Origin of the sequence: Saccharothrix espanaensis DSM 44229, from assembly GCF_000328705.1 — a bacterium.
GTDB lineage: Bacteria > Actinomycetota > Actinomycetes > Mycobacteriales > Pseudonocardiaceae > Actinosynnema > Actinosynnema espanaense.
This window is the reverse complement of record NC_019673.1, coordinates 5,467,441-5,491,650: the sequence shown is the minus strand read 5'-3', so window position 1 is coordinate 5,491,650 and position 24,210 is coordinate 5,467,441. Positions and strand designations below refer to the sequence as shown.

24 protein-coding genes and 1 pseudogene are annotated in these 24,210 nt (G+C 73.9%); 11 read left to right on the top strand and 14 right to left on the bottom strand.

Features of this window, described 5'->3' with window-relative positions; genetic code table 11:
* Nucleotides 1-22: 22 nt before the first annotated feature.
* A complete protein-coding gene (locus tag BN6_RS23775) occupies nt 23-445 on the bottom strand; it encodes a hypothetical protein (RefSeq protein ID WP_015102299.1) in 423 nt (140 codons plus the stop codon).
* A 137-nt stretch (nt 446-582) separates the two neighbouring features.
* Nucleotides 583-1,233, bottom strand: a complete 651-nt coding sequence (locus BN6_RS23770; protein ID WP_041317874.1) for a pentapeptide repeat-containing protein — start codon at nt 1,231-1,233, stop codon at nt 583-585.
* A 56-nt stretch (nt 1,234-1,289) separates the two neighbouring features.
* Between BN6_RS23770 and BN6_RS23765 the strand changes: the two genes are divergently transcribed.
* On the top strand, nt 1,290-1,868 hold the full coding sequence (locus BN6_RS23765) for a TetR/AcrR family transcriptional regulator (RefSeq protein WP_041313777.1): 579 nt from the start codon (nt 1,290-1,292) through the stop codon (nt 1,866-1,868).
* A gap of 85 nt (nt 1,869-1,953) precedes the next feature.
* Entirely contained in the window at nt 1,954-2,874 is a 921-nt protein-coding gene (locus BN6_RS23760; protein ID WP_015102296.1) for an alpha/beta hydrolase, read from the top strand.
* A 66-nt stretch (nt 2,875-2,940) separates the two neighbouring features.
* On the opposite strand, the gene BN6_RS23755 is transcribed toward BN6_RS23760, so the two are convergent.
* The 3 genes from BN6_RS23755 to BN6_RS23750 form a co-directional block, all read right to left on the bottom strand.
* On the bottom strand, nt 2,941-3,423 hold the full coding sequence (locus tag BN6_RS23755; RefSeq protein ID WP_148302985.1) for a hypothetical protein: 483 nt from the start codon (nt 3,421-3,423) through the stop codon (nt 2,941-2,943).
* A 154-nt stretch (nt 3,424-3,577) separates the two neighbouring features.
* Nucleotides 3,578-3,700 carry a hypothetical protein gene (locus BN6_RS49725; RefSeq protein ID WP_015102294.1) on the bottom strand — a complete coding sequence of 41 codons (123 nt, stop codon included), beginning with the start codon at nt 3,698-3,700 and terminating at the stop codon, nt 3,578-3,580.
* A 277-nt stretch (nt 3,701-3,977) separates the two neighbouring features.
* Complete coding sequence (locus BN6_RS23750) at nt 3,978-4,415, bottom strand: hypothetical protein (protein ID WP_015102293.1); 438 nt, start codon at nt 4,413-4,415, stop codon at nt 3,978-3,980.
* Nucleotides 4,416-4,826: 411 nt separating this feature from the next.
* Here BN6_RS23750 and BN6_RS23745 point away from each other — a divergent pair, with 411 nt between their 5' ends.
* Nucleotides 4,827-5,399, top strand: coding sequence for a DUF4240 domain-containing protein (locus BN6_RS23745; protein ID WP_231904734.1), 573 nt, complete (start codon nt 4,827-4,829; stop codon nt 5,397-5,399).
* A 34-nt stretch (nt 5,400-5,433) separates the two neighbouring features.
* On the opposite strand, the gene BN6_RS23740 is transcribed toward BN6_RS23745, so the two are convergent.
* Nucleotides 5,434-6,423 carry a serine hydrolase domain-containing protein gene (locus BN6_RS23740; protein WP_041313770.1) on the bottom strand — a complete coding sequence of 330 codons (990 nt, stop codon included), beginning with the start codon at nt 6,421-6,423 and terminating at the stop codon, nt 5,434-5,436.
* A gap of 394 nt (nt 6,424-6,817) precedes the next feature.
* Between BN6_RS23740 and BN6_RS42335 the strand changes: the two genes are divergently transcribed.
* Complete coding sequence (locus BN6_RS42335) at nt 6,818-7,510, top strand: DUF4328 domain-containing protein (protein WP_015102290.1); 693 nt, start codon at nt 6,818-6,820, stop codon at nt 7,508-7,510.
* 243 nt (nt 7,511-7,753) lie between these two features.
* On the opposite strand, the gene BN6_RS23730 is transcribed toward BN6_RS42335, so the two are convergent.
* Nucleotides 7,754-8,341 (bottom strand): YkgJ family cysteine cluster protein, encoded by a 588-nt coding sequence (locus BN6_RS23730; RefSeq protein ID WP_051075708.1) that lies wholly within the window; start codon nt 8,339-8,341, stop codon nt 7,754-7,756.
* Between the two features lie 94 nt (nt 8,342-8,435).
* Here BN6_RS23730 and BN6_RS46855 point away from each other — a divergent pair, with 94 nt between their 5' ends.
* Complete coding sequence (locus tag BN6_RS46855) at nt 8,436-8,756, top strand: hypothetical protein (RefSeq protein ID WP_158509418.1); 321 nt, start codon at nt 8,436-8,438, stop codon at nt 8,754-8,756.
* 7 nt (nt 8,757-8,763) lie between these two features.
* On the opposite strand, the gene BN6_RS23720 is transcribed toward BN6_RS46855, so the two are convergent.
* Nucleotides 8,764-9,522, bottom strand: a complete 759-nt coding sequence (locus BN6_RS23720) for a hypothetical protein (RefSeq protein WP_041313764.1) — start codon at nt 9,520-9,522, stop codon at nt 8,764-8,766.
* A 146-nt stretch (nt 9,523-9,668) separates the two neighbouring features.
* Here BN6_RS23720 and BN6_RS46850 point away from each other — a divergent pair, with 146 nt between their 5' ends.
* Genes BN6_RS46850 through BN6_RS23700 form a run of 4 tightly spaced genes read left to right on the top strand, consistent with a single transcriptional unit; the run spans nt 9,669 to nt 15,811 of the window.
* On the top strand, nt 9,669-13,139 hold the full coding sequence (locus BN6_RS46850) for a hypothetical protein (protein ID WP_041313761.1): 3,471 nt from the start codon (nt 9,669-9,671) through the stop codon (nt 13,137-13,139).
* Nucleotides 13,136-14,098 carry a hypothetical protein gene (locus BN6_RS23710; protein ID WP_015102286.1) on the top strand — a complete coding sequence of 321 codons (963 nt, stop codon included), beginning with the start codon at nt 13,136-13,138 and terminating at the stop codon, nt 14,096-14,098. Before BN6_RS46850 ends, BN6_RS23710 begins: the two co-directional genes overlap by 4 nt.
* A gap of 44 nt (nt 14,099-14,142) precedes the next feature.
* Nucleotides 14,143-15,045, top strand: a complete 903-nt coding sequence (locus tag BN6_RS23705; RefSeq protein WP_015102285.1) for an alpha/beta fold hydrolase — start codon at nt 14,143-14,145, stop codon at nt 15,043-15,045.
* 34 nt (nt 15,046-15,079) lie between these two features.
* Nucleotides 15,080-15,811: a MerR family transcriptional regulator gene (locus tag BN6_RS23700; RefSeq protein ID WP_015102284.1), complete on the top strand. Its 732-nt coding sequence runs from the start codon at nt 15,080-15,082 to the stop codon at nt 15,809-15,811.
* An 18-nt stretch (nt 15,812-15,829) separates the two neighbouring features.
* Here the strand turns inward: BN6_RS23700 and BN6_RS23695 are convergent, their stop codons facing one another.
* On the bottom strand, nt 15,830-16,567 hold the full coding sequence (locus BN6_RS23695) for a L,D-transpeptidase (protein WP_041313758.1): 738 nt from the start codon (nt 16,565-16,567) through the stop codon (nt 15,830-15,832).
* A gap of 235 nt (nt 16,568-16,802) precedes the next feature.
* The gene (locus BN6_RS23690; RefSeq protein ID WP_015102282.1) at nt 16,803-17,012 is read right to left on the bottom strand and encodes a hypothetical protein; all 210 of its coding nucleotides are present in this window, start codon (nt 17,010-17,012) and stop codon (nt 16,803-16,805) included.
* A 140-nt stretch (nt 17,013-17,152) separates the two neighbouring features.
* Between BN6_RS23690 and BN6_RS23685 the strand changes: the two are divergent.
* Nucleotides 17,153-17,323: pseudogene (locus BN6_RS23685) on the top strand (LuxR C-terminal-related transcriptional regulator); the annotation flags it as partial.
* A 72-nt stretch (nt 17,324-17,395) separates the two neighbouring features.
* On the opposite strand, the gene BN6_RS23680 reads toward BN6_RS23685, so the two are convergent.
* The 3 genes from BN6_RS23680 to BN6_RS48050 form a co-directional block, all read right to left on the bottom strand.
* Nucleotides 17,396-17,713 (bottom strand): hypothetical protein, encoded by a 318-nt coding sequence (locus BN6_RS23680; protein WP_041313756.1) that lies wholly within the window; start codon nt 17,711-17,713, stop codon nt 17,396-17,398.
* A gap of 85 nt (nt 17,714-17,798) precedes the next feature.
* Nucleotides 17,799-19,292: a bifunctional 3-(3-hydroxy-phenyl)propionate/3-hydroxycinnamic acid hydroxylase MhpA gene (gene mhpA, locus BN6_RS23675; protein WP_015102279.1), complete on the bottom strand. Its 1,494-nt coding sequence runs from the start codon at nt 19,290-19,292 to the stop codon at nt 17,799-17,801.
* Nucleotides 19,293-19,384: 92 nt separating this feature from the next.
* Nucleotides 19,385-20,203: a hypothetical protein gene (locus BN6_RS48050; RefSeq protein WP_015102278.1), complete on the bottom strand. Its 819-nt coding sequence runs from the start codon at nt 20,201-20,203 to the stop codon at nt 19,385-19,387.
* Between the two features lie 176 nt (nt 20,204-20,379).
* On the opposite strand from BN6_RS48050, the gene BN6_RS23665 reads away from it, so the two are divergent.
* Nucleotides 20,380-20,781 (top strand): hypothetical protein, encoded by a 402-nt coding sequence (locus BN6_RS23665; RefSeq protein WP_015102277.1) that lies wholly within the window; start codon nt 20,380-20,382, stop codon nt 20,779-20,781.
* Nucleotides 20,782-20,853: 72 nt separating this feature from the next.
* On the opposite strand, the gene BN6_RS23660 is transcribed toward BN6_RS23665, so the two are convergent.
* Nucleotides 20,854-23,874 carry a BTAD domain-containing putative transcriptional regulator gene (locus BN6_RS23660; RefSeq protein ID WP_041313753.1) on the bottom strand — a complete coding sequence of 1,007 codons (3,021 nt, stop codon included), beginning with the start codon at nt 23,872-23,874 and terminating at the stop codon, nt 20,854-20,856.
* Nucleotides 23,875-24,210: the final 336 nt, after the last annotated feature.

The window sequence follows — 24,210 nt, the reverse complement described above, 5'->3', positions numbered from 1 at the left end:
GGAGGTGCCCAGGACGGTTGTGTCAGTTTCCCGGGCACTTGTTGTCGCCGCCGCTGTGCTCCTGGCAGATCGGGGTGTGGGGGGCGGTAGGGGCCGGCGGAGTGTAGGGGCGGCGGTCGTCCTTGAGGGCGATGTATCCGGTGCTGAAGACCAGGATGCTGCTCGTGACGATCACCGCGGTCCACCGCCTGCCTATCGTCGCCACCACCACGCCCAGCAGCGGCAGGACGATCGCCGCGACCCGCACCCAGCCGAACAGGGCGTCGCGCTCGGTGAAGTCACCGCTGGTCCGTGGCATGTCCAGGGAGGTTCGGGGATCCGGAGAGGGTGGCGTGAATGCCGCTTGGAGCGCGAGCCACGGCACGGCGATGATCCACGCGATGGCCAACAACACCCAGAACGCCGGGAACCACGGGAACCTCGTCTCGGACGCTTTGTCGGCCATGCTTCCAGGGTGACGGCATCGACGGGCCCAGGGGCGGGAAGCGACAACGGTTGGGCAACGGGACGAACGGTGAGCCGTTGGGTCTCCGGGTTGCGCGTGGTGCGGTCGTAGTGCAGGTCGGCGGGTCTCGCGGGCGGTCAGTCGGCGATGGTCACGCCGAGGGCGTGGGCGAAGGCGGGGGCCAGGGCGAGCAGTTGCGCGTCGCTGATCGTCACGCCCTTGAGCGAGTCGTACCCGCTGTGGATGTCCACTTCGGACGCTTCGCGCAAGTCCACGTTGTCCGCCTTGGCGTTGTCGAAGTACAGCGACGTGATCGTGCTGCCGGGGAAGGTGACGTCGGTGAGGGTCGCGTCGGCGAAGTCGACGTCGCGGAGCGTGCAGTTCACGAACGTCACGCCCCGCAACGTGGCGTTGCGGAAGTTGGCACCGACGAGTTTGCAGCCGAAGAAGGAGACCCGGTTGAGCGTGGAGTCGTACAGCGCGGTTCCGGCCAGCACGCTGGTCACGATCTCCACGTCCAGCCACTGGGTGCCGGCCAGGTCGGTGTCGATCAGTTGCGAGCCGGCGATCCACACGTCGTTGAACCGGCTGCGGCGCAACTGGCAGTCACCGAAGGCCACGCCGGTGAACGCGGACTCGGTGAAGCGGGCGCTGCCACCGCGCGTGCCGGTGAAGTCGGAGTTCTCGAACAGCACCACGTCGTAGTCCTCGCCCGGGGCGAGGGGGCCTTCCGGCGCGGAGAGGTGGCGGGCGTAGGGGAGGTCTTCCAGGTCGCGCGGCTCGGACACCACACCTCCAAGTGATACTCAGCGTCTCAATTGAGACATGTTGTATCATCTGTTGGGTGGACGACGCCACCGACGCATCCGGGTTGCGGCTCGACGCCCGCCGCAACCGCGACGCCGTGCTCACGGCCGCGCTCCGGATCCTCGCCGCCGACCCCGACGCGGGCATGCGGCGCATCGCCGAGGAGTCCGGCGTGGCGCGCGCCACCGTCTACCGGCGCTTCCCGACCCGGGAACACCTGCTGCGGGCGCTCGCCGAACTCGTGGTCGAGGAGCAGCGCGCGGTCGCCGTCGACGCCACCACACCGCCCGCTCCGGCCGCCGAGGTGCTCCGCCGCCTGGGTCATGGGATCGTGCGGGTCGGCGAGCGCTACCGCTTCGCGGGCAGCCCGGCCGGCGACGCGCCGTTGCGCGACCCGGCCGCCGACGAGCCGCTGATGGTGTGGCTGACCGAGGCTGCTGCCGGCGGCGAACTCCGCGCGGACCTGCCGGCCGACTGGATGTACGCGATGGTCCACGGACTCGGGCGTGCCGCGAACGAGGAGGTCATCGCCGGGCGTCGGACCACCGAGGAGGCGGGGGACCTGCTCGGCCGCACCCTGGTGCGCGCCCTCGTCGCCGACCCCGAACGGCGGTGAGACCGGCGGTCGCTCGCGATGGTGGCCGGGGACGATCACGTCGGCGTGCTGTGGTGGAACAGGTCGAAGAGGGCGGGGGACGCTTGTGCGGTTGGGGTTGACGAGTCTGATCGACGTGGAGCTCGCGGCGCACGTCGAGGAGTGCCGGGCGGCGGATGCCGCGTCGGGCGGGGTGCGGGGGCCGGGGAGCCTGGCGGAGTTGCGGGAGCTGCGCGCGAAGCGGGACGCGGTGCCGGCACGGTGCGACCCGTCGGCCGTCGAGCTGGTCGCCGAAGCCGGTGGTCGGCGCGTGCCCGTCAGGATCCTTGCGCCCGAAGGGATCGCGCGCGGCGTCTACCTGGACATCCACGGTGGTGGTTTCTACCTGGGTTCGGCGGCGCGGGGGGACGTGCGCAACCGGCAGTTGGCGGATGCGCTCGGAATCGCCGTCGTGAGCGTGGACTACCGACTCGCCCCGGAAGATCCGTGGCCGGCCGCGCCCGACGACTGCGAGACGGCGGCGTTGTGGCTCGTGGAACAGGCGGCGGCGCGCTTCGGCACGACACGGCTGATGATCGGCGGCTTCTCGGCGGGGTCCACGCTGGCCATGACGACCCTGCTGCGCCTGCGCGATCGCGGGATCGCCGGGGCGTTCGCCGGTGCGGCGTTGCAGTTCGGCACGTACGACCTGAGCGGCACGACCCCGGCGGGTCGGCTGATCGCCGACGAGTACTTCATCCGGGCCTACGTCGGTCAGGTGGACGACCGCACCGTCGCGGACATCTCGCCGGTCTTCGCGGACCTGCGCGGCCTGCCGCCGGCGTTGGTGGTCGTCGGCAGTGCGGACGTGCTGCTGGAGGACAACATGGCGATGGCGGCCCGACTGTCCGCCGCCGGCGGCGAAATCGACCTCCGGATCTACCCGGCAGCACCCCACGCCTTCACGCTCCGTTCGACGGGCATGGCCAAGGCGGCGCTGCACGGCATCGAACGGTGGCTGGACGACCGATTCCCGGCGTCCACCTGACGTGAGGGCCGCCTGACGTGAGGGCCGCTGGGCGGGAGGGTTGCTGGGCGGGAGGGCCGTCGCGGGTCAGCCTTCGGGGTCTTCCTTGGTCAGCCAGCGGCCGCTCTCGTAGCGCCAGGTGAAGTCGTCGTCCTTGTTCAGCGGGCCGTCGAGCTTCTGCGACACCCGGACCTTGGCCGACTGCGGGCCGCCGCCGAGGGCGCTGACCTTGACCTCGGTGATCTGGACGTCGGCGTAGGCCTTCCGCGCCGATTCGCTCATCCGGTTCCAGACGCCGGTGAACGCCGACGGGCAGGTGCCGTCACCGAACTTCGTGCCGAACTCGCGCGCTTTGGCAGCCGTGAGCAGGCCGCACGCGATCGTGCTGTTGCCCGACGCCCACGCGTCGAGGTAGGCGCGTGCCGCGTCCCGCGCTCCCGCCTCACCGCTCGCGGTCCCGATCTCGCCGAGGTCGCCGTCCACCTCCAGCCCCGGCCGGTCGCTCTTGCCGCAGCCGCCCAGCAACACGCAGATCAGCGCGCCGGCGGTGAGTAACGCGGTCCTCCCCACGACGGTCCCACCCACGACGGTCCCCCTCAGTCGACGATCACTTCGCTGCCGAAGACCATAGCGGCTGTTGTGCCGTCGCAGGGCTACGTGCCGGGGCAGGGCTACGTGCGGGGGTCCGACGGCGGGTGCCGCCGGGCCCCACGTCAGCGGGTGATCACCACCAGGTGGCGGTGCAGCCGCACTTGGCTGCCTTGTTGCCCTCGCAGGGCTTGACGTCCAAGGCGTCGTTGGCCTCGATGGTCACGTACGCGGTCGCGCCCGCTCGGGCCGTCGCCACGGCCTTCCCGCCGGTGTAGACCGGTGCGCTGCGCCGCCTCCAGCACGGCCGCGTCGATCCGGTCGGCCCACCCCTGGATCTGCGGCCAACAAATAGGACGGCCAACGGGCGGAATCGGCTGTGGGCACGGCGAAAAGCTCGCCGGGCGTTGCGCTCGGACGAGGGTTCGGTGGGGTGGCGTGCGGCCTGGCCGCCCTGAAGACGATCAGGGCGGCCAGGGACCCGGTGTCGGCCGGACAGCGGGTCGGTCAGGTCCGCGCGGGCACGGCGTCGTGGGCTACCACCAGGCGGTGGCGTTGTCCGGGGTGCAGGTGCCGTTCGGGTCGACCACGTAGCACGCCCGGAAGGCGCGGTTCGGGCTCGAACTCGTCGGGTAGGCCTGGGTGTAGTTGCGGCTGCCCGCGGTGTAGGTCGAGAAGTCGTCCGCGACCCGGTCGCCGTTCAGGTCGACCTCGAAGCGGATGAACTCCGAGCCGGTGTAGTTGAGGATCCGGCCCCAGCCGTACTGGACTCCGCCGCAGTTGCCGTTGCGGACCTGCACCACCCGGGTGTTCACGGTGCGCTGCACCGCCGTCGCCGGGTTGGAGCACGTCGCCGGGTCGCTCAGCCACGGTGGTGCGGCGGCGGAGCCCTGCGCCGTCGCCGTCCCGGCGAGCAGCGCGGTGGTCGCCGCGGCCGTCGTCAGGACAGCCGCGACCTTCACAGTCTTCCTCATGTGTTTCCCCCTTGGTTCCGGTTGCGCGGACGTGGGCGGCGCTCCGGCCCGATCCGGCCGTGCCGGGGCTCCGGGCTGCACGGCCCGGGTGGAATCGCGTCCGAGGCCGTGCGGAGCCACCAGGCGGTGGTCTTCGGCGTCGGTGTTCCGGCACAGCTCGGTGTCGTCACTCCCCGCCGACACGAGCGCCTCGCCGTCCGCCCACATCGTCCCACCGCCGGCGGCGAGAGGCATCAACCCGTCCGGGTGAACACGGGATTCTCCGGTTGCGCAGTGCCACCGCCGTGCCTGGCGGACACCGACGACGAGCGGTTGCGTCGTCAACGGTCCGCTTGGGAACTCCGAGCGGGAATCGTCCGGTGGGGACGGTGCCGGTCCATTGCAGCCGGGCCGGATCGTAGGATGTCCGTTGTGGACGACGGGACTTTGTGGGACATCATCGAACAGGCTCGGGCAGCGGTCGGCGACCGGGCCGACGACCGCGACGGCGCGGACGACCCGCTGCCCGGCGCGCTGGTGGACGTGCTGGCCGCGCTGGAGCCGGCGCGGATCGCCGCGTTCGCCGCGCGGCACTACTCGCTCAAGGACACCGCCTACCGCTACCCGCTGTGGAACGCGGCTTATCTCATCGAGGGCGGGTGCAGCGACGACGGGTTCATGGACTTCCGGGACGGGCTGGTGCTGCTCGGCCGGGAGACGTTCACCCGCGCCGTGGCCGACCCGGACAGCCTCGCCGACCTGCCCGTGGTGGTGCGGATGGCGGGCGGCGCGAGCGGCTGGATCGGGTACGAGTCCGTGGGGTACCTGGCCAAGTCCGCCTACGAGCGGGCGGCGGGGGAGACCGGGACGTTCGACGACCTGGTGGACCGGCACCTGGTCGGCCGGGTGCCGCCGCAGGACCCGGCGGGCGAGAACTGGGACGCCGAGGACGAGGCGGAGAACGCGCGCCGGCTGCCCCGGCTCGCCGCCCTGTTCCAGGGCTGAGCCCGGCGGAGGTCGCGCGGCCGGCGGTGGTGCCTCACGACGTGCCTTCGTCCTCGGTGAGCTGGGCGAGCAGCGTGAAACCGTGCTGGTCCACCGAAACGGCGGTCGCGGACAGCAGGACGACGGCGGTGCCCGCGGCGCGGTCGAGGCCGAGCCAGGTGCGGAAGCCGCCGGTGCCGCCGTTGTGCCAGGTGATCAGGCGGCGGTTGCGGTCGAGGGTGATCCACGCGGCGCCGATGCGCACCACCCGCCCGGTGTAGTCGGCGACCGGGTCCAGCGCGCCGACGCCCGGCGCGGAGCCGTCGAGCAGCGCGGCGGTGAGGCGGGCCATGTCCTGGATGGTCGAGCGGATCCCGCCGGCCGGTGCGAGCGCCTCACCGGTCCACGGCTCGCGGCCCCGACCCGACTTGGACCTGCCGGTCAGCGCGCCGGGCCGCAGCTCGTCCGGTGTCGCCGGTGCGTAGAAGGTGTCGAGGCCCAGCGGGGTGGCGACCCGGTCGCGCAGCAGGTCCCCGAACGTCGTGCTCGCGGCGGCCGCGAGGGCGTGGCCGAGGAGTTCGAACCCGAAGTTGGAGTACCGGGGGCGGGTGCCCTTGAGCCGCACGCCCTGCGCCTGGGCGATCAACTGGTCGAGCGTGTCGCCGTACGGGTTGGCGCCCTTCAGCCACAGCGCGAGCGTCCGCCGCAGGACCCCGGCCGACGAGGGCAGGCTCGGCAGCCCCGAGCGGTGGGTGCTGATCGAGGACAGCGTCACCCGGGCCGCCGGGCCGGTGCCGAGCGGCAGCAGGTCGCCGAGCGTGGTCGTCGGGCCGATGTGGCCGCGTTCGAGCGCGTCGGCGTACAGCAGGCCGGTGATCCCCTTGGAGACCGAGCCGATCTCGAAATCCGCGTCGAGGGACGCGCCCACGCTCGCCACCGTCGTTCGCCGGGGCGAGAGCGCGGCGACGGCGAACACCGGGTGTTGGGCACCCATGCGTTCGACCAGTTTCTCCGCGAGCGCCTCGTCACCCTGCACGCCCGTCACAGCCGACCACCGGACACGACGACGACCTCCTGAAATCCTTTTCCACAGCGACGACCCGAACCGTAGCCGGTGGGAATCCGGTCGACATGGCGCCTTCGGCTACCGGTCGTGCGACTTTGGTTTTCGGGTGACGTGCTCTCGGGGTGCGACGAACGGTCGAGGCTGTGGGGCCGCCGGCATGCGCTCGACGAAGAGTTGGACGCTCTTGCGGTCGTCTTGGTCTTGGAACCGGGAACGCCGGACGGCCGGTTGGGCGGGGCCGGTGGATGCGATGGTCGCAGATTTGCGCTGTGCGGACGTCGTGCCGGTGGGAGGGTGGTCCCGTCGGCTGCCCGGGGGACGGTCGGCACGGTGGCGACCCCGGGTGGCGGGGCGCGAGTGAGTGGGGGGATCCGTGTTTTCTCCGGTTCGCGGTCTGGGCACCGCGCTGTCGATCCTGGTGGGGCTGTACACGCTGGCCAACGTCATCACCGCGGGCTGGCTCTGGTACTTCAAGAGCACCTACGAGGACTACCTCGCCGACGAGGTGACCGACACCGCGTTGCTGGCCGTCGCGACCGCCGGGGTGCCGATGGCGTTCATCGGTGCGCTGGTCTTCCTCTCGGCCGCGGTCGTGACGATCGTGTGGTTGTGGCGGGTGCGCACCAACGCCGCCCTCGCCAACCCGCGGTTCGAACACCGGTGGAACCGGGGTGCGGCGATCTGGGGTTGGCTGCCGGTGGTCAACTTCTGGGTGCCGCGCCGCTTCGTCCTCGACGTGTGGCGGGCCTGCGCGCCTGACCAGGTGTCGGCCAGGACGACCTCGATCGTCAACTGGTGGTGGGGACCGTGGCTGATCTTCTTGGTCCTCGACCGCTACAGCCGCCCCTACGCCGATCCGGACAGCCCTCGATTCGACCTGGAGAACGCCGCCCAGCTCACCACCGCGGCCTCGGTGCTGTGCGTGGCCGCGGCGGTCAACCTGATCGTCGTCGTCCGGCGGATCACGACGTGGCAGTCCACACCGGGCTTCTACTCGCCGCCCGACGTCCTGTCGCCGCCGATGGGGCTGATCCCAGTCGAGTTGCCCAAGGACGAGAACCGCTAGAACCCCGACCTGCCGGCGCTGGCCGTCGGAGATCTGGTGAGCCCGCAGTAGTGCGTGATCGAGGTTCGGCGCCTGCACCACTCACTGGACCGCGAGGGTTCGGATTTGGTGCTGAAGGTGCCCGATCGGGACCATGACGCTTCCGCACCGGCCCACGACCTGCGGCGGGTGTTGCCGCCAGGAGCGGCTACCTCGGCGGTTCCGTCTGGCCGACCGAGCTGGTTCGGTCGCCCGGTGGAGGTGTCACGGGGTGAGGGTGGCCAGGTCTGGGTTGGGGATCCGGTTGGGGAAGTCGAGCCAGATGCGGGAGTCGTTGCGGCAGTCGTAACGGCGGCAGACGCCGGGGCGTTGGTCGTACACCTGGCAGCTTCGGGTGTCCGGGGCGCTGTGGACGCAGTAGCCGTCTTCACGGCGGCGGTTGAGGTAGGGGCGGGCTATCTCCCATTGGACGGTGCCCTCTTCCACGTCCTGGCGGCTCAGGGCGAAGCGGAGGCGGCAGCACGCCGCGTGGCACAGGGGGAGTCGGTCGGCACAGTCGATCTCCACCCGTTCGGTGTCCAGCGCGTACTTGTCGGACTCGTCGGCCAGTTGCACGACGTTGTCGGCGTCGCTGTCGGCCCGCAGCCGCTCCTCCAACGCGCGTTGGCGGCGGGTGAGCTCGTCCAAGCCGATGACGCCGCGCGCGATCAGCACCTCGACCAGCGCGAAGACCTGGGCGGCCAGCTGGATCGTCAGCTCGGTGTTCAGCCCCATGCGGCGGAACGTCTCGTGGAACCCGGACAGCACGGCGGCGGGTTCGAGCACCGGCTCCGGCGCGGCCATCATCGACATCGCTCGATCGTGGTCGGCCCTCCGGCCCCCCGGAAGGGGCCGACAGACACCGGGAGAGGCAGTTCCGGTTGCCCTCAGGGGCAAGAATGGAGGCGTGTCCGAATCGACCGGGGAGAGCCGCGGTGCGGCGGGTGGCGCTCGACGCGCGAGGGCGGCCGTGTGGATCGGCCACTTCGGCTGGCTGACGGCGCTCGCGGTGGGGGTGTGGCTGCTGCGCGGCTCGTTGCCGGCCGGTGCCCTCATGGTCTCGGGCATCGTCGTGCTGGCGGTGGGTGCGGCCGGTGTCGCCGCGCCGCTGATCCGGCGGAGGACCACCGGGCGGCACGGTGGCCGCGTCGCGGTGGGGTGGGTGCTGTGCGGCGTCGCCGGGCTCGTGCTGTTCGGTGCGGGGGTCGTCCTGCTCGTCGCCGGGTGAGGGGGGGTCAGGTCGGGGGGACCGTCGCGCCCAGGAGGTGGGCGTCGACGATCGCTTCCGCGGCCTGTCGGCCGTGGTCGAGGCGGAAGTGGAGAACGGCCCGGGTCGCGGCGACGGCCGCGTGGCCCAGCGGGTCCTCAGTGGCGCTCGCGGTGGTGTTCTCGGTGGTGTTCTCGGTGTCGAGCCGGTCCACCGGGATCTGGCCCAGGACAGCGCGTCCTACCGCGTCCACGAGGTGCGGGGCCGCCTGTCGGCCGGTGAGGTCCGGGGTCGGGGGGCGGTGGTCGGCGTTGTCGGCTTCGTTGAGCCAGTCCGAGTACGCGGCCAGCGCGTCACGGGTGTCCTCGCCCAACCCCGCGTCCCCGAACACGTTCGTCGCCTGGACGTAGGCCCACATCCCGGGTCCGAGGTCGCCCGCGTCCATCGCGGACTCGGCGACGGCGATCTGGCCCGCGACGCTCGCCATCGTCTCCGGCGGTGCCCAGCCCCTCGCGAACAGCGCACGGGCCACGGCGCCGTCGAGGTCGCCGTGCAGCCGCGCGGTCAGCGAGGCCACGCTCGCCGCGAGCGCGGCGGCCTCCCGGTGGCCCGCCTCGTGGAGGACGTCGCCGGCGGCGTCCTGATCGGACTGCGCGTCCTCGAACGCGCCGGCGGCGAGCCGCACCAGCCCGCGATCGAGCAGCGCGGCACCCAGGGCGGCGGCGTCGTCGCCCGCCGCCTCGACGCGGGCGTCGAACTCCCGGAAACCGCTGTCACGTGACCACATCAGTCCGTCAGTCTACGGGAACCGGCGCTGCCCGAACGGGCACGAAAGTCCGCCCGGCAGGTCGGGTGCGCCGACCTTCCGGTGCCGCGACCGACCGTGGACGGTCGACGGGTGGATGGCCCGACCCGAGCCCGCGCAGGCTCCTGATGGGCCCGGACCACGGGGCCAAGACCCCGGCCGGGCCCGACGAGCGCGCCACGCCGCGGAACAGCGGTCGCGCGCCGGTGCCGGAGGCGCTCGCCCGCGTCGGCGCGCGGATGGAGACGGCCGGCAACCTCAACCCCGGGACCCTCGCGGCGTTACAGCGATCGGCGGGCAACCGCGGGGTGTCGGCGCTCCTGGGCCGGACGGCCGCCCGTCCCGTCCAGCGCATGCCGGACCCGGCCACGATGACCGTCGACGTCGGGGCCACCCGGCAGGCGGCCGACGCGGCGCGCGAGATCGCCGCCGCCGGCGAGGCCAGTGCCGCCGAAGCCGAGCAGCAGAAGGCCGCCGGGAGTGGTGGGGACGGCGGGAGCGCCGCGCCGGCGGGTGGAGCGGGTGGGCAGGGCGGTGGGGCGTTGGCGGCGGCCGGGCGGGGACCGGTCCGGGGTGGGGCCGGTGTGCCGAGGCAGGCGTCCGAGAGCGCGAAGCCGGGTGCTCCGGCACCGGCCGAGGGGGCGGCTCGGACGGCGAGCGGGGCTGTTTCGGCGCAGGGGCGCGGTCCGGCCGGGCAGGCCGCTGGGGCGGGACCCGCGCTGGCCGGGCAGGCGGCCGGGTCGGCCGGGAGGACGGGGGCCGGGCCGGTGGCCGGTGGTCCGGCGGTGGCTTCGGGGGCGGCTTCGGGGGCGGCCGGTCTCGGCACCGGCGACCTCGCGCTGGTGGACGAGGAGTTGGCCGAGCACGAGCGCTGGAAGGGCGCGACGGGCCGGGTGGGCGAGGCGTTCTCCGGGGAGCGGGCCGACTTCATCGCCGAGGCCGCCGGGGGCGGGGCGCTGGCCGGGTTCGCGCAGGGCGCGGCGATGGGGCTCGCCGTCGGCGTCGGGGCCCGGATGGCGGCCAAGTTCGTGCCGATCCCCGGTGTCGGTGCCGCGATCGGCGGCGCGGTCGCCGCCTACGGTCTCGCGACCCGGGACTGGGGCGACACCGCGGCGACCATCGGCAAGTTCGGCGAGGGGGCCGACGACTACGAGCGGATGGCGAACAGCATCGCCGCCGTCTCCGAGATCATCGACGTCGTCACCAACGTCCTCAACGTCATCTCGGGCGTGATCGGGGTCGTCGCCGCCGCGATGTGGATCATCACCGTGCTCACCGCCGGGGTGGCCTCCCCGCTGGCGGCGACGCTGTCGGCCATCGCGCTCGGCATCCAGGCCGCCACCATGGTGGTCGACGCGATCAACAACCTCGTGCTGCAACCGTGCGTGCTGGCGTTCCGGGCGCTGCACACGTTCACCAGCGAGGCCGACCCGCGCGAGGTCGAGCACGAGGGCGGCGACCTGTCCACGTCGGCGGGGAAGATGGCCGGCATGCTCGGCGGGTTCGCGGGCGGCGCGCTGGCCAACGTCGGGGCCAAGCCCGCCGGTGCCGGCAAGAAGGCCGGGGCCGCCGAGCCGCCGGGCAGCCACCCGCCGGAGCCGCACCCGCCCGCCACCGAGGTGCCCGCCGTCGAGGGCAAGCCGACCGAGACGAGCGCGTGGGGTCGGCTGACCGGCGCGGTGGCCGAGCAGCGGGCGCTCCCACCGCACCTGCAGGACAGCCACAAGGCGATGGCCGACGTCTGGGGGCCGCGCCTGGCGGAGTGGATCATGCCGGGCACCGGGAAGGGCGAGGAGCCCGCGCCGGTCGCGGGTGAGGGGCGGGCGACGCCGGAGCCGGTTCCCGTCGAAGCCGGGCCGACCGGGACGCGGGAGGCACCGGCCGGCGGCCGCAGGGGCGGCTCGGGCGGCGGGGGTCGCAAGTTCAACCCGGCCGCGCCGCCGCACCCCGCGGTGGAGCCGCTCGCCAAGCACGGCAAGCACTTCAAGACCCGCCGGACGACCGAGGCCAACGCCGTGTTCGAAGGTGCCGTGCGGGCGAACCCGCAGTACGAGTTCGGGGTCTGGTACAACCCGAAGTCGCGCGTGTGGGCGGTGACCAAGGGCAAGCCCGGCGAGGTCTCCCCGCCGGCGCGCGGGGGACCGTGGGAAGGCGTCGCGCACCACCACCCGGGCCGGGCCGACGCCGCCGCGCCGAAGGGGACGTTCGAGGCCCCCGTGGTGCCGGGCGGCAAGGCGGCCAGGGGCGACGTCATCCCGAGCACGGGCGACATCCGGGGTCTCCTCTTCGACGTGATCACCACGAAGGGCGCGCGCCAGGAGCGGATCGTCGTCGCGTCCGGCGAGCACACCGTGACCTTCGCCTTCGACCCGGCGACGGGGACCCTCCAGGTCACCGGACCGTACGGGGCCGGCGGCGCGAGCGAGACCAGGTCGTTCGGCACGATGGGGGAGTTCACCAAGTTCCAGCGGAGGTACGCGCGGGGGTCGGGGGACTCCGTCCAACCCGGCGACAAGGCCCTCTGGCGCGACGCGAAGGCCGCCGGGTCCGGGGCGCCCGTCCCACCCGGGCCGGCCGGAGGCGCCCGGCCCGCACCGAGCCGGGGCGCGGTGCCGGGCGGGGCCGCCACCGGGATCCCGGGAGCGGCGGGCGGGGCCGCGGCCGGTCGCGCGCCTTCGGGCCACGAGCTGCGCGAGGCCGCGTTCGCCGCGCAGTTCACGGCCGACAACCAGATCCCGGCCGGTGCCGGGGCGATCGTGGAACGGGTCAATCCGGCGTACCGGGACCCGCCCGGCACGCCCGCCGACGTGGCCGCGCTGCGGGGGGAGATCGTCAACATCCTCGGCGAGCGGGCGCGCGCGGAGCTCGCCCAGCGGAAGATGGCGCAGCAGCAAGCGGTTCACGAGGCGAACCGGGCACCGTTCGACGCCGCGGTCAAGGACGCGACCGGCGGCACCTCCGCCGTCACCGCCCACCAGCGGGCCATTGCCCACAAGGACGAGGCGAACGCCCGGAAGAAGGCCGAGCAGGAGCACGCCTCGTCCACGGTGGGCAACTACGCCAGTCGCGCCGCCGGCATCGTCGCGCTGACCGGGCCGCTCGCCGCCTTCGAGCGGTTCTCGCACTACGCCTCGATGATCCCCGGGCCGCCCGGTCGCGCGATGACGACGTTGCACACCGACTCGACCAAGCTGCTCGGCGCCCTCACCGGCATGGACACGAAGATGGGGCAGCTCGGCAAGGAGCAGCCCGCCAAGCAGGCGCAGATCTCCGGGGAGAAGGACCGGATCGCGGCGACGAACCAGAAGTCCCAGCAGTCCGCTGCCGACGTGAAGACCGCGCAGGACGGCGCGGGCCGGCTCCAGCAGGCCAACGAGACCGCGCTCACGGGCGCGACCGCGGCAGGCCAGGCGGCGGCCGGTGAGAAGCAGGAACTCACCCAGGCGGCGCGGATCAAGCAGGAGAAGGTGCAGACCTTGGCCGAGAAGATGCAGGGCTGGGCGCAGGAGCACCAAGGGGCGCGCCGCGCCGCGATCGCGGAGACCATGGAGAAGCTGCGCGCGCAGGGCTACGACGTGGCCGAGAAGAGCCAGGGATGAGCGCGACCCCGCCCGTCGCCGCCGGGTTGGTGCGGCTGGCGAACCAGGCGCTGGAGGCGGGTGACCCGTCGACGGCGGCCGAGCGCCTGGTCGAGGCCGCCGACGTGCACGGCTCGACGGACCCGCGCGGTCGTGCGGTGCTGCTGTCCCAGGCGGCGGTGCTGTTCCGGCTCGCCGACCGGGCCGACGACGCGGCGACGGCGGCCCGCACGGCCTGGGACACGACGGCCGACGTGGGTACCAGACGTGCCGCGGCCGTGGAACTGTCCGAAGTGGCGCGTTCGTCGGGCGACCCGGACACCGCCGCGGCGTGGCTCTACCGGGCGCTGCCCTCGGCGGATCCGGTCGGGCGGGCCCGCATCCTCGTCAAGCTCGCGAACCTGGAGGCCGCGGCCGGGCGGTTCACGGCCGCCGTGCGGGCCGGTGAGGAGGCCGCCGGGGCGTTGGAGGGCACCGGTCACGCCGGCGAGGCCGTCCGGGTGCGGTTGGAGCTGGGCGGTGCCCTGCTGGCGGCCGGTGATCCGGCGCGCGCCACGTTCGTCGTGGAGCAGTGCCTCGCCGCCGCCCGTGCCCGGGACGACGCCGCCGCCCTGGCGGAGGGGCACCTCGTCGCGATGGCCATCGCCCTGCGGCGGGGTGACGACGTGCGGGCGGGGGCGGCGGCCGCTTCGGCCCGTGCGGAGGCGTTGCGGGCGGGCTCGGCGGTGCCGTACCTGGCCGCTGCGGCGGCCCAGGCCCGGCTGGCCGAGACGGCGGGGGACCGGGTGGGTGCCTACGGGTCGCTGGCCGTGGCGTGGGTCACGCTGGGGGACCTCGTCGGTCGGGAAGCCGGGCGGGCGATGGTCGAACCGCTGCTGCTCGACCTGCGCCAGGGCTGGGGTGCCGGGGCCTTCGACCAGGCAAGATCGGCCTACGAGGACCGTCGCCGGGCCGCTCGGGAGGGCCGGCCGTCGCGCTGACCGGGTTGACCTTGACCCTGCGTCAGGGTTGGAGCCTGGGGCGCATGACGGATGACATCACTGCCGCGGATCGGCTCGCCCCGCCGGTCGGCGGGTTCGCGGAGATCGACGGACGCCGCGTTTTCGTGCACCGGGCGGGCAGCGGCGGGCCGGCCGTCGTGTTCCTGCCGGGTGCCGGCGCGGTCGGTCTGGACTACTTCGGTGTCCACCAGGACGTTGCGCGGTTCACCACCGCTGTGCTGTACGACCGTGGCGGCACCGGTTACAGCGACCGGCTCTTGTTGCCGCGCAGCGCCGCCGCAGTCGCCACGGAAGTGCGTGAACTGCTGCGCGCCCAAGGCGTTGCCGCGCCGTACGTTCTCGCGGCGCACTCGCTCGGCGGCCTCTACGCGCACCGGTTCGCGCAGCTGTACCCGCAGGACGTGGCGGGGCTGGTCTGGTTGGACGCCCTGCACCGCGACTGGGACGAGTTCCTGCCGCCCGCGCTGCACCTCGCCGCGTTCGAGCGGATGGGGCCCGGTCCGGACCAGCTCGAACAGCTGCGCCCGGTGCTGCGGCAGATGCTCGTCGAACTGCTCGCGGACTACCCGGAGCACGTGCGGCAACCGTTGGTCGACGCCAAGTCGAGCGACGAGTGGATGCGCGCCGGCCTGGCCGAGCGCGGCACGTTGGTCGCGCTCGCCGACGAACTGCGCGCCGGGCCGGGCCTCCCCGACGTCCCGGTGATCGCCCTCACCGCGGTCGGCGTCGACCCCGCGGCGCAGGCGCTGACCTCGCCGGAGATCAACGACGGCAAGTCCCGGATGGACGCGGCGCTGGTGGGCTCGGTCTCGCACGGGGAACACCGGATCCTGACCGACACCCTGCACCACCGGCTCTGCTTCGACCGCCCCGACGCCGTGGTCCAGGCGATCCGCGACGTCATCGACCGGGTGGTCCGCTCGTAGGATCGACAACGAATCCCGCGAGAAGAGGAGGACGGTGCTCACGATCGGCCAGCTCGCGGCGACCGCCGGCGTGACCGTGCGCGCCGTCCGCCACTACCACCACGTCGGCCTGCTGCCCGAGCCCGAGCGCGACGACTCCGGCTACCGCCGCTACAGCGCGCAGGCGGCCGTGGACCTCATCCGGATCAGGACCCTCGCCGACGCCGGAGTTCCGCTGGCCCGCATCGACGCGCTGCTGCACGCGCGGCCCGCCGAGTTCGCCGCCGCCATCACCGACATCGACCTCGAACTGCGGCGCAAGATCGACCAGCTCACCGAGTACCGCCGCCGGATCGCCCGGCTGGACGGCGGCGAGAGCCTGGTGCTGCCCGCCGAGGTGGTCGCCGTCCTGGACCGGATGCGCGGCCTGGGGATCAGCGAGCGACGGGTGCTGCTGGAACGCGACTCGTGGATCCTGTTGCAGGCACTGGACCCGCGCGCCCTGCCGCAACGGGTGCGGGACAAGAACGCCGCCCTGGACGACCCCGAGACGACGCGGCTCTACCTCGCCTGTGACGAGGCCGTCGACTGGGATCCGCACGACCCCCGGCTGGACCGGCTCATCGACGCGCTGGACGCGTGGGAGGTCCGGCACGAACGCGCCGGCGACCGGCCGGAGAGCCGGAAGCTGGTCGTGTCCCGGATCTCCGAGGACTCACCGGCGTGGCAACGGATCGTGGACACGCTCGTGCACCGGGCCCAGCGCCGTCGCGCGGCCGACGGCTGAGGGTGCCGCTGTGCGGGGTTACCCCTTCTTCGGCCTCTTGGCGGCAGGGCAGGAATAGGGGGCGGCGGCGGCGACCCCGTCGACCACGACGGGCGTGCCGACCGGGGTGTGGGTGTTGAGCCAGGCGGCGAAACCGGTCGGTGAGTTGTCGTGACCGAGGCGGACGCACCCGTGCGAACGCGGCGTGCCGTCGGCGGTCTGGGTGTTGTGGATGCCGATGCCGCGCTGGTCGTGGAACCCCAGGTAGTAGCCCATCGCGTGGTCGGGCGTCAGCCGACCGTCGGAGCCGTGCCAGTTGCCGCCGCGACGGCTCTGCACGTGGAAGTCGCCCGGCGGGGTGCACTGGTCGTGGCTGTCGAGCTCGGGTTCGGCGCACGGGTTGGCCTTGGTGCCACACACACCTTTGCCGGTGGAGACCTGCCGGCTGCGGGACTTGCCGTCGTTGAGGTGCGCGACAAGTTGTTGCGTCCCGAGGTGCACCTCGATCCGGGTGACCATCGGTCCGCGCTGTGCCAACGGCGGCGCGTCCTGTCCGGCCACCTTGCGCGGCTTGGCTTTGGTGTCGCGTTGGACGACAGCGGCGTCCTTCTCGTCCTTGTTGCAGTCGCACCGCACGGGACCGCAGCGTTGCAACGCGGCGGTGACGGCCGCGTTGCCCGCCAGGCTTTGCAGCGCCAGCAATCCGGTGGGGGAGCGCCGTGCGCCGCGTTCGCGGTGCATGCGGTCGCCGGCCGAGTGGGCGTCGTGATCTCGCATGGTGTGGCCCTGCGTTCGTCGGCGCGTTCGCTGATACCCCAGGTATAGGGGGCGTGGAGGCTGACGAACCGTCCGGACGGCCGATCTCGAGTGCATGATCCGCTGCCCGTTCGGCCGGCCGAACGGGCAACCGTGGCTCGACGGCAATTCCGCAACGCGGGTTCCGCGGAGCACGAGGTGCCCCACGAGCCACCCGGTCCGGCGGCGAACGGGGGTGTGCGGGCCATGCGGTGGCTCACGGGGGTTCGACGCCGCGCACCACCACCGCCGAGGCCAGGACGGAGGTCGTCAGCAGCACGGCGACGCAGCCGACGACGACCGCCGCCAGCGCGCCCCACGGCAGGGCGAGCGGGATGTCCAACCCGGTCGCGCGCAGCACCTGTCGCCGGCTCACACCGACCAACCGCAGTTGCGCGAACTCGGCCGAACGCAGCCCGAACGACATGCCGACCGTGTTGGCGACGGCGAACAGCGTGACGGGACTGCGGATCGCGGTCGACCTGGTGGGCCGACGTCCGGATGCCCCCGGACCACGGCGACGAAGGGCTCCGCGCGGCGCTGGAGCTGCGCCGGTGGCGGCCGGACCTGATGGCGCAGGGGCACAGCAACAGTGCCATCGCGTCGAGCCTGTCGGTTGGGGAGGCCGCCGTCGCCAAGCACATCGGCAACGTGTTCGGGAAGCTCGACCTCGCCGTCGCCCCGCAGACCCACCGTCGGGTCGGGGCCGTCCTGACCTACCTGCGCGAAGCCCGCTGACCGCACCACCTCCGCCGCTCCGAGGCGGGGTCGTGCCGGTGATCGTCCGACGTGGCGGGGGTTCCGGGCCGGTCAGGCGGCGGGCCGCCAGAGGCGTTCGCCGCAGGCCAGCACGAAGTCGGCGAGTGCGGCCGGGTCGTGCGCGCCGTGGTCGAACGTCACGTGCGAGTCCGCCGCCCACTCCCGCAGCTCCACGTACTCCGGCCGCGTGACACCGGCCAGCACCGCGTCGGGCGAGCGCCGGTGCGGGTAGGCGAGGTTGATCACGTGCCAGGAGATCTGCACCCAGTGGCCGTCGGCCGCCGTCCACGTGACGACGGCGTCGTGCTCGCCGGCGGACGCGCGGGCGATGGCCTCCTCGAACAGGGCGGCGAGCGAGTCTCTGTCCACGCCCCGGAGCCTAACCCCCGCGCTCGCGGGCACCCCGGCCCGGCGAGCGGAACCGGCGGTGAGTGGGACCGGTCGGCGGAACCGGTCAGCGGCTCAGCGCGAGCGGCCGGCTGCCGACCTCGGTGGCGTGCACGAACCGGTCCGGGCGCAGCACCACGACGTCCGTGCCGTGCTCGGCGAACCAGGCGGTGAGCGCGCCGTCCACGTCCTCGACCGTGGTGATGTCGGCGGGAGCCTCCGTGCCGGGCGGCACGACCCGCACGAAACGGGCCACCGGGCCGCGCCAGCCGATCGCCGTCGCCGTGTCCACCCCGGGACCGACCACCGCGAACTCCGCGCCCAGCACGTCGTCCAGCGGCACCCGCGTGCCGCCGACGGCGACGTCGGGCTGGGGGAACATCGAGCCGACCGGACCACGCCGGCCCGGCAGCGCGGGACGGGGCTTGAACTCGAAGTGCCGGATCGCGCGGCGCACCCGCGGCACGGTCTGCACCGCGCGCAGCACGGCGTCCCGGACGGCGGCCCCGAACCGGTTGCGGACCAGGAACACCCGGCCCAGGCGCACGCTGGTCAGCGCCATTTCCTCGGTGTGCGGGCGGCGCTCGGCCTCGTAGCCGTCGAGCAGCGCCTCGTCGGCGTCGCCGCGCAGCACCTGTGCCAGCCGCCAGGTCAGGTTCGCCGCGTCGCGCAGCCCGCTGCACAGGCCCTGGCCCAGGAACGGCGGCATCTGGTGCGCCGCGTCGCCGAGCAGGAGCACCCGGCCGTCCCGCCAGCGGTCGGCGATCAGGTGGTGGAAGGTGTAGACGACGGCACGGGTGGTGGTGAACCGGTCCGGGTCCACGTACGGCGTGATCAGGCGGCGGACGGTCGCCGGGTCGGTCATCGCTTCCGGGTCTTCGCCGTCGAGCAGCATGAACTCCATCCGGTGCGTGCCGAGCGCACCCGGCGACACGAACGCCGGACGCCGCCAGTCGCACACGAACCGGGTGGTGCCGACGCGGGTCGCGCCCGGTTCGACCACGCCGGAGACCGCGAGCCACGGTTCGGGGTGCGAGGTGCCGGCGAGCGTGATCCCGGCGGCCGCACGGGTGGCGCTGCGCGCCCCGTCCGCGCCGAGCACGTACCGCGCGTCGACCTCCTCGCCGCCGTCGAGGGTGACGGTCACGTGGTCCTCATGCCGGGTCAGGCCGGTGAGTCCGGTGCCGGTGCGCAGGGTGACGTGCGGGAACCGGTCCAGTCCCCGGCGCAGCGCCGCTTCGAGCGTCGGCTGGTCGAAGAAGTGCAGCGGGCGCGCGCCGAGGCCGAAATCGATCTCGTCCAGCGCGATCTCGGCGAACACCCGGCCCCGGGCGTTGACGTACTCGGCCCGGCGGGGCGGGTGGGTGTCGCGCTCGACCTCCCGGCGCAGGCCGGCCTGCTGGTAGATCCGCAGGGCCTCGTCGTCGCACGAGAACGCGCGCGGCTGGCCGTGCGGTCCGGTGCTCCGCTCCACGACCAGGGTGCGCACGCCGCGCGCGCCCAGCAGGTTCGCGGTGAGCGCCCCGACCGGCCCGCACCCGACGACGATGGCGTCATACATGGAAGTACCCCCTCCGTTGTGCTGTTCGCGACCTATCGCAACGGAGGGCTGTGGAGAACGTGTGGAGGCGCTAGTGGAACACCGGGTTCGCCTCAGGAGTGGTTGACGCAGCGGATCGGCCACCGGTGGTTCGTGAAGCGCTCGTTGGCGAACCACACCCGGTGCGAACCGGCGCACTGGCCCCGGGAGTCGACATCCGACCAGACCTTCTGGTTCTGGTTGCTGTTGTTGAACCCGGCCAGGGCGTCGGCGGGCGGGATCCGGGAATCGGTCAACGACCAGGACGGCGGAACCGGTCCGTACCTGCCCGCCGGGTCGCCGGGGTCCGCCGCCCACAGGCAGATCTTCTGCGGGCCGGGGCACAGCGCGTCCGCCCCGTCGCCCGGCCCGGCCACCAGGCCGTTGACCGACATGGTCGACACGCCCGTGGGGCCACCGACCGTCGTCGGTTCGTCCCGGGGGAACCGCGCCACCGCGACCACCAGCGCGAGCACGGCCGCTCCCGCGAGCACCCCGATCAGCACCCGCTTCCGACGCGATCGGCCCGGGGCCGGTGGTACGTCCGGGGGCGTGTCCCGCGCCGGCACGTCGGCGGGTGGCTGCCGCCGGCAGTCGTCGATCCGGTCCCAGGCGTCCGCCCACGGCCCCTGCGCCCCGGTGTCGATCCCGAGCGCCCGCAGGATGTCGGCGTAGACGTCGTGCGGAGCGAGCGTGCGGCCGGTGAGGTAGTTGTCCAACGTGCTGCGCGGCACCTCGCGCCCGTCACGCTGCTCCTTCACCCGCTTCACGAGGTCCTGCAAGGACAGGCGGTGCTTGCCCAGCCGGCGGCCCTCGACCCGGCGCAGCAGGTCGAACTCCGCCTTCAGGTCGTCCAGGGCGTGGATTCTGGTCGGGTCCGCGTCGTCCACCATCCACCCTCTCGGTCACCGTGGGTGATGATCGTGACACGGACCGGCTGTCGGCGCTCAGGGAAGTCCACGGACGTCCAGAACCGTCCAGATGGATGACGTAGCAGGTCAGGGGTGGGGTGTGCTGGTGGCTGCGAGACCTCCTCGCATCATCGACACACCTGAACGGGGTATCGGACATGCCGAAGAACACGACTGCCAACCGCCCTCGCCGGATCGGCACGCTGGTCGGAGCGGCCCTGCTGAGCGCACTCGCCGTCGGAGCGCCGGAGGCGGACGCCGCAGCGGGGGAGCCGACCGGGTCCGCCACCTCCGGCGCGCACTTGGCGGCACCGTTCCGCGTCACGGCGGCGACGCACGCCGACGTCCTCGACCGGGCCACCCGCAACGGAGCCAAGTGGAAGGACAAGGTCACCGCCGGCCACGGCTACGACGCCTACTGCTACGTGCGGGGCGAGAGCATCAACGGCAACACCCTCTGGATCAAGCAGTTGGGGGACGGGCGGAACCAGGGCTACCTCCCGGCCGCTTACCTGCGCAACGGGGCCGCAGGTGCCGGTGTGTCGACCATGTGCGGATAACAGCAGTGCGCGGCCCGGCGGTCGAACCCGCCGGGCCGCGCCCGTCCGCACCGAACACCGACCGCACTCGGACTAGTCGAAGCGGGCCGCCAGCAGGTGTGCGCCCTGCGCCCGTGCGATCGCACGGCCGGTGTCGAGGTCGTGGGCGTCGCCCGTGGCCAGGCCGCGCACGCGGTGCAGTTCGGCGGTCAGGACGTGCTCGCCGAGCGCCCGCGCGTTGGTCAGGCCCTCGTCGGCGAGCGCGGCGGCCTGCTCGACGTGACCGGCGACCAGGTGGGCGTCGGCGAGGGCGGCGACCGTGATCGTGCGGGTCGCGCGCAGGCCCAGCCGGTAGATGCCGTCGGCGGCGGCGCGCACGGCCGCCGGCCCGGCCGCGTCACCCCGGCGCAGCGCCGCCCACTCGGCGAAGAAGTCGCCGGTCGTGACGAAGTGCGCCATGTGCCCCCGCACGCCGATGCCCCGGCACTCCCGCGCCGCCCGCTCGGCCGCCGCCACGTCGTGCTCCTGCAACGCCGCCCACCCGGCGAACAGTTCGGCGTTGGCCCGGCCGTACGGGTCGTCGGTCCGTTCGGCCAGGGCACGGGCCGCGGCCAGGTCCGGTTGGGCGTCGAGGCCGCGCAGCGAGCGCACGAGGGCGCGGAACTCGTGGACGGCCAGCGTCGGCCGGCGGCCGGTCTGCCCGCGCAGCAGCCGCTCGTCGAGGTGGTCCAGCGCGGTGGTGAGGTGGTCCTCGGCGTCGGCGAGGCGGCCGGCGAAGTAGGCGGTGACGCCGAGCAGGTAGTGGGCGGCGGTCCTGGTGAGCGCGTCGCCGTCCATGGCGAGCAGCCGGGTCGCGAGGTCCGCGGCGAGCGGGAAGTCGGCGCGGTTGCAGGCCAGTTCGCCGAGCGTCCACAGGGTGGCGGCCAGGTCGGCCGGCCGGGCCCCGCCCAGCCTGGCCAGCAGGTGGTGGGCGGGCGCGGCGGCCTCGGCGACCGCGTCGCTGCCGACGCCGACGGTGATCTGGAGCAGGGCCACCCGGCGCAGGTGCGCCGCCAGCTTCCCGGCCGGGTCGGTGAGCAGGCCCGCCGCCCGGTCCAGGTGGGTCAGCGCGTCCTCGAACGCGAGCCGGCGGGTGGCGTCCTCGGCGGCTTCCAACGTCCAGCGCAGGTGTTCGGCGGCGCGGTCGCGTGCCCGGCCGTAGTGGTGCGCGAGCTCCGCCGGGGTGAGCAGGCCGCCTGCGGTGTCGGCCAGCCGGGCGTGCAGGGCGGCGCGCCGGGTGGGGGACAGGTCCGCGTAGGTCGCCTCGGCGAACAGCGGGTGCCGGAACCCGACGACGCCCGGCGCGGTCTCGGTGACCAGGTGGTCGGCGGCGGGCGAGGGCGTGCCGACGGCGGCCACGTCGAGGTCCCGGCCCGCGACGCTGAGCAGGTCGAGGCAGTCGCGGGTGGCGTCGTCCAGGGCGTGCAGCCGGCGGCGGACGGTGTCGCGGATGCTCGGCGGCGGGTCCTCCGGCGAGGTCAGCAGCTCGGTGAGGAAGAACGGGTTGCCGCCGGTGCGGGTGACCAGCCGGTCCACGGCGGCGGCCGACGGAGTGCTGCCGGTGTGGCCGCGCACCAGGTCGGCCACCGCGTCCGCGTCGAGCCCGGCGGGGTGCACGCGGCGGTGGCCGGGGGAGCGGGCCACGTCGGCCAGCGCGGCGACCACGTCCGGGTCGTGCTCGTAAGGGCGCAGCGTCGCGACCACCAGCGCCCGCGAGGTGTGCAGGGTGGGTGCGAGGTAGCGCAGCAACAGCAACGAGTCCGGGTCGGCGGCGTGCAGGTCGTCCAGGACCAGCACCAGGCCCGCGTCGGCGGCGGCCGCGTGGACCAGCGCGGCGACGGCGTCGTAGGCGCGGAAGCGGGCGCTCGGGTCGACCCGGTCGGCGCGGTCGACGGCGAACGGACCGGTGAACCCGGCCAGGGCGGGCTCCACGCCGTCCGGCGACAACGCCCGCACCACCTGCGTCCACAGCCAGAACGGCGGCGTCTGCCCGATGTCCGGGCACCGCGCCCACACCACCGGGGTACCGGCCGCCGCGGCACGCGCCCCGACCACCCGGGCCAGGCTGGTCTTCCCGATCCCGGCTTCGCCGACCACCGCCACGACCCGCCCGCCCGCGTGCCGCGCCGCCACCAGCACCCCGTCGAGCACCGCGAGTTCGCGTTCCCGGCCCACGACCCGCACCCCGTCCGCCTCGACGGCGCGTGGCGCAGCGGCGGTGGCGGGCGGCGGGGCGGGCGCGTCGTGCCGGTCACGCGGCGGAGCGGGCGGCACGACGGCTTGCCGAGCGCCGGGCACGACTACGGCGCGTGGCGGGGTGACGAGCGCCGGCACGTCCTGGGCCAGGATTCGTCGGTGCAGGGCGCGCAACGGCTCGCCTGGCGTGACGCCGTGCTCGTCGAGAAGGACCCGCCGACCCTCGTCGTAGACCGCCAGCGCCTCGGTCTGCCGGCCGGCGCGGTAGAGCGCGAGCATCAACTGGCCGCGCGCGTGCTCGCGCTCGGGGTGGTCGGTCACGAAGCGCCGCAGGTCGGGGAGGACCTCGTGGTGCCTGCCGAGCGCCACCGCCGCCGTGCCGAGCCCTTCCCGCGCCACCAGGCGCGCCTCGACCAGCCCGGCGACGTCGGCGCGCACGGCGGCCAGCCCGACCGCCACCTCACCCCGCCACAGGGCCAGCGCCGCGCGGTAGCGGTGTTCGGCCAGCGGGGCGTCGCCGGCGGCCAGGGCCGCTGCGGCGTCGTCGGCGAGGGCGGTGAAGCGGACGGCGTCCACCGCGTCCGGCGGCACGGCCAGCTCGTAGCCGCCGGCGTGCCCGCGCAGCAGTTCGGCGGGCGCGCGGTGGCCCCGACCGGGCTCCAGGGCGCGCCGCAGGCCCGCCACGTGGGTCCGGAGGGTCACCGCGGCGCTGGCCGGCGGCCGGCCGTCCCACAGGGCGTCGGCCAGCCAGTCGGCGGTGAGCACCCGGTTCGGGCGTACCAGGAGCAGTGCCAGCAGGTCGCGCTGTCGCGGCCCGCCGACCGGGACCTCGACACCGTCGCGCTCGACCCGCAACGGCCCCAGAATTGCGAACCGCACGACGTGACCCCCTGGTAGCAGCGCGCAGAAGCCTACCTCGCGCCCGCACACGCCTCTTGCCACCGACGACCCCGTGCCGTCGACGACCCATCCAGCCGGCCTACGACCCGACGCCGGTCGGCGCGGCCAGGCGCAGCAACCTTCGGCGAGTGCGGTGGGCCGGTGGGCCGCACCGAAGTGGGGTACCGCACGGAGTCGGCGGGCAGCACGACCAAGCCGGCCGACTGCAACCCGAGGAACCTCACCACAGCGCGCTCCACGTCCCCGCGGCATCGGGATCCACAGTGGAGCGTCCGGTTGAGGTTTGCAGGACTTGATCGGAATCTGGGGGGCGTC